Annotated in this window: 6 protein-coding genes; 2 read left to right on the top strand and 4 right to left on the bottom strand. The window is 36.4% G+C overall.

Annotation, left to right across the window (positions count from 1 at the left end; all coding sequences use genetic code 11):
• The first annotated feature begins 377 nt into the window (after positions 1-377).
• Complete coding sequence (locus J3U67_RS05060; protein ID WP_267391668.1) at positions 378-668, top strand: hypothetical protein; 291 nt, start codon at positions 378-380, stop codon at positions 666-668.
• A gap of 77 nt (positions 669-745) precedes the next feature.
• Entirely contained in the window at positions 746-1,012 is a 267-nt protein-coding gene (locus J3U67_RS05055; protein ID WP_267404091.1) for a hypothetical protein, read from the top strand.
• Positions 1,013-1,402: 390 nt separating this feature from the next.
• Here J3U67_RS05055 and J3U67_RS05050 read toward each other — a convergent pair whose 3' ends face one another.
• The 4 genes from J3U67_RS05050 to J3U67_RS05035 all read right to left on the bottom strand — a co-directional run.
• A complete protein-coding gene (locus tag J3U67_RS05050; RefSeq protein WP_267404089.1) occupies positions 1,403-4,666 on the bottom strand; it encodes an autotransporter outer membrane beta-barrel domain-containing protein in 3,264 nt (1,087 codons plus the stop codon).
• 116 nt (positions 4,667-4,782) lie between these two features.
• Complete coding sequence (locus tag J3U67_RS05045) at positions 4,783-5,313, bottom strand: toxin-activating lysine-acyltransferase (protein WP_267404087.1); 531 nt, start codon at positions 5,311-5,313, stop codon at positions 4,783-4,785.
• Between the two features lie 902 nt (positions 5,314-6,215).
• Positions 6,216-6,764, bottom strand: a complete 549-nt coding sequence (locus J3U67_RS05040) for a hypothetical protein (RefSeq protein ID WP_267404085.1) — start codon at positions 6,762-6,764, stop codon at positions 6,216-6,218.
• 1 nt (position 6,765) lies between these two features.
• On the bottom strand, positions 6,766-7,242 hold a 477-nt coding region (locus J3U67_RS05035; RefSeq protein WP_267404083.1), incomplete at its 5' end, for an AHH domain-containing protein.

Genomic DNA, 7,242 nt, shown 5'->3' with positions numbered 1-7,242 from the left:
CAATGCTGCGTTCCAGAAAATAACGCTAACAAATCTAGTAAGAGATATGAAGCAATCAGGAGCAACAGAGCAGCAAATAGGGATGCGGGTACTGCAATTCCAGATAGCAGGGCAAGCCCTAAGTTCATATTCACTATCAGATCAGGTAGATGCATTGTAAGGGACAGGAGAGCATGCTGATGATTTTGCTAAAATAGGCGTTTCAAAATCACAAATACCGAATGTTGTTATGGATGCGGTATCCAAAGGAAAGATAATTGGTTATCAAAGGGACTTCCAATTTATGAAGTTCTGGTTAATGGGCAAAAACAACGTATAGCTGTAACGACGGGTAGTAATGGTTTTATTGTAGGAGCTAATCCTGCTGGGAGTGTTAAATGAAAAAAATAAAATTAATGGCTGACTATCAATGTTATCCTCTATGGCTTAACTCAGATGATGCATTTGGAAATATTGATTTTAATTCATTGCCAATAAGTAATGTGCTCAAAAATGAGTTTAATAGTTGGTCTGATAAATATGATGAAACATTAAATTTAGATGATCCTTTAACTTCTGGATTTGCGACTCTAGATGATGAGAGAGTTTTTAGGAAAATGGGACAATCTTTAAAGGAGAAACTACAAATGGAATTAGGTGATGATTATGAGGTGATATATCAACAATGATAAAATAAATCCCCACCTAACCTGTTGGGATTTTACCTATTATCTTTTAGATCTACTCCGCAAGCTCAATAATCAGTTTGTTCCGCCAAATCTTATTCATAACCAGCTACACATCAGCGATAGGGACAAGCGACATCAACACAGCACACAGCAAAGTAAATGAACTGCCGGATTTACAGCAGATTATGGACAAACAGCAGGCTGTAGCTGATGCCACCGCCACCATCATGCAAAGCGTACGAACACTAAGCACAGATATGGCAAACAAAGCGGACAAAGAAAAGCAGCAGGCGAAAAAAGCGGCAGCCCTGGTAGTTAATGCGTCCAAGAAAGAAGTGGCATAGGTTGGAAAGAATGTTTGAAATTTGTTTCAGATAATTGAAGAGAATACCAATAGAATAAATCCACTATAGGATATTAAATATTAAACATTACCCTAATTGTATAAATTTTTAAAATTATTCAAAGCGTTTTTTGAAAAAAGATAAAAATAAATATTATTGGAGTATTTTTTAAAATAAAAATCCACTAATGAATTAAGGATGAAAGCGTTTATGCAGAATCATTAATAAATTTTTATTGGTACGAATATCTTTTTCTTACATCATTTTAGATTAAACAAGCATATTTATTTCTGAAAAAAACGTGGTTGAGCGTCTAGCCTGACCACGTTGTACATTAGTGAAAATATTTGCAATAGAATAAAATTCTAAGCACTCATTCTTTCGTTCTCATCACTTCCATTTGTGCTCAAAAGAAAGGCTACCACGGTATCCTTCGCGTTTTGTGCTACCAAAATCATGCTCGTAGCGGACATCGCTATAAATAAAGCTATTATTCTTTAGCGCAATTTTAAGACCTATACCTAATTCTCCCCATGTTTTGGCAAATTTTTCGCGTAGATTATCTCTACCAATGTCTACTTGACTTGGATTTAGAAAATCATGCCATACATTGCCTAGAGCATAAAAAGTGGCTGGTTTGGCAATGGCAGTGTAGCCATCATAAGCCACACGCACGCCCACACGGCCACGTAGCGCATCCTGACCGTTTTGATCGACATGTCGGTAACGGTCATTAAAACTATTTAGATTGATATATTGGTATATCAGTTGTGCTTGTGGTTCAATCTTCCAATTACCTTGTGTATTTACTGATTTTGTCAGCCCAAATGGTTGGCCCGCTTCTACAGAAATTGCGAAACCCCAGCCATTTTGGTTATCGGGATTAATGCCATCACGTGCTTCGTATTTATTATGCAGATAAGACAACTGGCCTACTAGATCGATATAGCTGTTATTACTATTGTAATAAGTGTTGGTGATACCCAGACTAATGGCATCTGATTTACCTTTACCGGTATATTTATCACCTGTGATGACACCATTTACCGCACGGTATTGATCAGAAAAATCGGTACTAGCTCTACTGTAAGCGATGTAAGTGCCAATATGATTGTGGCTACCATTTTCATGCAACTGGCTGAAAAAATCATGCCCAATCTGAAAACCTGCGATATCAGAATCAGCATTTAAACGGTTTTTACCATCTTGTTTCAGATGTTTGCCCAATACTCGCCCCCATGTCTGTCCACTGATGAAATTTTCAGTCTTGCTGTCACAATTTGCACAATCTGTTAAATCTGAAGTCAGGCGTTCTCCGCGACGTTCATGCAGGGTACTTATACTGGCAAATCCTTGTTCCTGATTGATATGCGGTATAACGACATAACCGGCAACGGCATGGGAATATATCGGTGTTGGCTTTTTGGGTGTGGTGGTCTCACCTCCTCCGCTATTACCACCACCTCCATTTTCGCCGCCTGTTTCTTCTTTAGCCTGCATTGTCCAGTAATATACATCACCATCTGTACTTGAACGTTTGGCTAATTGTACTTCCGTTGCTCCTGTTGTATGCGCAGTGCCCGTAAAGGCATTTTGGCTACTATAGGTATTTAGGTTGCTGCTGGTACCAACATATACCACTGGTACGGTATTGATAACTTTATTAACTTGCTGCACGTTACCGTCAATTACATTTTCATTGCCGTCTGCATTCAAGGGTATAACACGGGTTACACCAGTGGCCGTACCAGTGATTTTTAATACATCAGATTGAGAATTATTTCCTTCAGCATCACCCGGTTGATTCCACAGCGTATTCATTTTAACCATTGCATTATTGATTGCGGAGTAATTACCCACAATGGTTAGTATATCATTGTATTTAGCATGGGAAGCATTATCGAGATTGATGATACTTTCATCATTATTCACGTTGCCTTGCAGTATGAATTCATTACCACCTGCATCATCAAAAGCAGCATTTAAAATAGAGCCGTGAGTTAGATTCAGGGTATCAAATTTTGCGGTATTGTTGGTGCCACTTTTCTTTAAGTTCCAAGTAAAACCATTATCTAAATTGATGTTAAGAATAGGTTTGTAACTTTCATCCAGCACTTGTTTTTCTTCAGTTTTGACCGTTCCTTTGGTGACTAGCCCAGTCATACTGCCTTTACCTGTAGCATTAAAGGTTACTGAAGAAGCTTCATATGCTTCGTGCCCTTGCTCATTTCCGCTATTGTCATAAGTGTTTGAAAAGTACTGATAGTTAGGCCCTGTGTAGTTGCCACTGATATTAACTATATATCCTTCATTATGAGCAGTCAGGTTGGTTTTATCGCCTGAAAAAGATAAGTTTGTATCAACCTGCCCCTGATCGACAAAGATTAAATCTTTCCGGCCCACTGAGCCCTCAATTACCGGATCGGCACTGGTACCGGTGGTGGTGAAAACGGCATCTTTAAAGCTGGCTCTAACACCATGAGCAGCTGCTTGTTCGTATTTACCATCTTTGGTTGCATCGTCGTGAGTACCAATTTCTAATGCATAACCGTTGGTTTTAATAGTGGAGGCGCTATTCTCATAATTGGCTTTAAATAGAGAATTACGCACCATTTTTATGCCATTACCACTTCTCGCGTTTGTTGTATCAATTGTTAAATTTCCATGGGATTCAAGTATTCCCGGGCCTTCCCCTGTATTACGCGTTTTACCTAATTTTATGCCGTTACTGTCCCAGTTTAATGTTGACGTGTCACTGCCCTGATTAATGATGATTTTGTTGTTTTTGCCATTTAAAACCACTATTGGGGTCAGTTGCCCTTCAACTCCGGTATCTTCAGCAGCTTTATGATTAGTTTGATTTCCGGAAACATAAATACCGATAGATCGATTACCGGTTAAGGTCATGTCTAAATCATCGTTGACAATAACGCGCCCAGTAGAGCCGTCTCCTGAATTATCGAAAGCGCCCTGAATTGCTCGAATACCATTATTTAATATTGGCTGGGTTTTACCCCCTGTGGCTGTCTGATTCATGGTTAATTTATCCACTGTTATGGTGGTGTATTTACCATTGAATGTTTTTCTTTCGCCAGCATTTGCAGCCGAACCAGCTAAAATACCATAGGAGGAGACAGAACCACTTGAGTTACCGCCGCGGGAGTAATTATTATTAATATTTAACTCTACATTTTTAGCTGTTATGTCAACATTGTGATATGAGGCAATGCCGGATAAATTGCCATTGCTGTTGACGGTAAAATCTAAGTTACCGGCATTAATGGCGGCATTAGAATACCCATAAGAGTATTGATTTCCCAAAGCCGTATAATCACCATTTATGTTAGCTATTAAGGTAGTGTCCCCAACATTAAGTGGTTCACGTAGATGGTTACGAGTCAAAATATAAAAACCGGCGTTACCACTTTGATTAACCGTTGCGGCCTTTACGTTATTACATCCATCATTCGGTCCACCGCCGCCAACTAAGATTGATCCGTCTGCATTGGGTATGCAATCCTGAGCAAATGCGGTTGTCGATGCGGCTAAAACAGTTAAAGTAGCTGTAACTTTGCACGCTCTACGTACCAGTTCTGAACAGGCTACCGTTGTACCCGTTATTTTATTAAACTTTGTTTGGTAGATTTTGTTCATACTGATTTCCTCTTAGTCAAGGGTGAAACTAAGATGATCTTATCGCCTATAATTATTGGATTTATAAAACTATTTTTTTATTTACTTAATAAAATCAGAATATTACAAATTTAAAATTAACATTGAATATTTTTTACAACAGTTTGTTGTTTTGATTTATGGTAGCCAAAATAACACAAATGATTATGCAGAACTTTTTTACAGATTGATTTAGTTAGTAAAGCATCATGCAAACCAAATGGACAGAAAAATGATAATATCCATAAATTTTTGTCTTGACCTGGTTGCATGCAATTGACAAAAGTTAGATAGTCTTTTGATTGATTCAAATACTGAATTTCTTCCTCGTGGTTCAAATATGCCCAGTTGATATAGCCGATAGGGCGCTGTTGAGTGATGATTAAGGCGAAGTTTTTCGAACGGATAATGGGAATTAAATTCTCTAAGGCAGAGTTAATAGCAGTGTTTTTGTAATCAGGATGTTTGCTCCATAACCATATCATTGCCCCGATTACCTCCGCTTCATTCCATGAGGCATCGGGAAAAATACTGGGAGCGATTACTCTGCACGCTTGGGATAATACATCAGAAGTGGCTACTGAGGCTTTTTTTGATTTAGTGAATTTTGATTGGTAATTTTTTTTCATATTGATTTCATCTTAGAATATAACGACACCAATATGATCATATCGCCTAAAATGGAAGGTTTAATAAAACTAATTTCAATTTGCTTATAAAAATTAAAAGTTTACAATTTTAAAATTATTATTGAATTTTTCTGCAACAGTTTATTATGTTAAATTAATATAAACAAATAAATCACAAAGGCTTATTTAATATTTTTAGTAACAGTTTTGGGTAGCACAGCCTTTCGCTTTTCAGATTAAAATAATATATTAATACTGAGTTAAATGCTAGTTTAATATAACAATGTAATTAATTTTTAACTAAGCAAAAATAATTCATTTGAAATAAAAACTTTCAGGTTTAATTTTCGCTACAGCATGCTGGCTAACTGTGATTGGTGTTATTTTAGACTGTTGTGAACGTACATTTTTACGCACATGCTTAATCTTATGAAAAACCAATAACTCTTTGAGTCTGTGTGCTGCTACTGAATAGTAAACAAGATGTTAACCTTATCAATGTCTACTTCATCTCATTCATTTTTATCATTAAATATATTAAAAAATACTATCCAATGATTTTTCTGGAGTACGCTCGTGATTATAGCCACTCTTTTATATCGATGCCGTATTCTGCATTATCCTGACTACGTTGTTTTAGTTAACATTTTTTTCTAACGGCTTGAGGTTTGATTTTATTTTTGCTTATCAGCAGCAGCTAAGTATACATGCCGCCATGAATTATTCTTGCCTATAGGATTAGCTTAGTTATGGTCTCTATCTTAGCCAGTGGTTTGTAGACAATTTAGCTTATGTCGGTACGGGTTTCTTGAATCATTCTTTTTAGTCCGTCCCACAGATAGCGTTTCGTTTATCAGATGTCTTTCCTGACTATTGCTAATAGGCAGGTTTACTAAATTGGATTATGTGTATAAATCTATTCCTTTTACTTTATTTTTTATAAAAAACTGTCGTAACGACTCTGAAATCACAATTATCCCTTCAGATTCTTCACACCTTGCCATACAAAATTGCTCTTTTATATTTTTTTTTAAAACGATTTCAAAAAATTTTTTGGGTCCATCAGGCAAACTCTCTAATAATGGTACATATTCAGATTTATTCATATCAATACAAGATATTAAACGCAGAATATTTAATACCTTATAACCAGAATAGCTACGACCATTAACAGTTATAGTTGCATCTATTAGCTGGACATCATGTAAAAAATCTTGATTGTTTGAAAGTAAATTGGCAAGTCTAGGCGAGATAAAATCAGGACCATCACTGAAATAAAAATCATAAGAGAGTAAACGTTTTTCACTTACTTTTTTTTCTAATTTAAAAACTAATGGTTTATTTGATTGAATCTCCTTGCATTCTATAAATTCGTAATTGGCAACTACAGTTGAGTCATATTGGAACCAATAACTATCAGGATAATTACCTATCATAAGTTCATAAATCATATCAACATCCTTTGGAAGGCCTAATTGAATTTTTATTTAAAATAGTTTTTCCACTACGTAAATAAGTTCTTTCTGTTTTTATTAGTTCATTTAAAGCTGTTTTGTATTGCTTTTGTGTCCAATTTTCCTTTTGACCCCTTTTATCAATTTCATTCAATTGCCTTTCTATCTTCCGTGTGTATGGTTTATGTGAACCGTTGTGAATAGTTCTAGTAGAATGCGCATCAGCTGAAGTAGGCAGATACATTATATTTTTAACCGAATGAATATTCATACCAGCTTTTTTAAGTACATCATGATTTTTCAGTTGCTGTGGAATAATATGATGCTTTTGGAACCCATCAATCTTCGGCATCGTATTATATGTCCATAAACCCCAAGGATCGATCCATATCAACCCATTAGGCGCATACTGATACAGATTAAATCCACCCAGCAACCCAATCGGGTCCGGCTGCGTGAATCTGCCTATATCAGG

The sequence above is a fragment of the Snodgrassella sp. B3837 genome (assembly GCF_026535955.1).
GTDB lineage: Bacteria > Pseudomonadota > Gammaproteobacteria > Burkholderiales > Neisseriaceae > Snodgrassella > Snodgrassella alvi_E.
Note: the sequence above shows the minus strand (reverse complement) of the source record. Positions and strands in the feature narration are given on the sequence as shown.

What these genes read in the sequence shown, in the direction of transcription:
- J3U67_RS05060 (WP_267391668.1), top strand. Translation starts at nt 378, where the DNA reads ATGAAAAAAATAAAATTAATGGCTGACTATCAATGTTATCCTCTATGG.
- J3U67_RS05050 (WP_267404089.1), bottom strand. Translation starts at nt 4,666, where the DNA reads ATGAACAAAATCTACCAAACAAAGTTTAATAAAATAACGGGTACAACG.
- J3U67_RS05045 (WP_267404087.1), bottom strand. Translation starts at nt 5,313, where the DNA reads ATGAAAAAAAATTACCAATCAAAATTCACTAAATCAAAAAAAGCCTCA.
- J3U67_RS05040 (WP_267404085.1), bottom strand. Translation starts at nt 6,764, where the DNA reads ATGATTTATGAACTTATGATAGGTAATTATCCTGATAGTTATTGGTTC.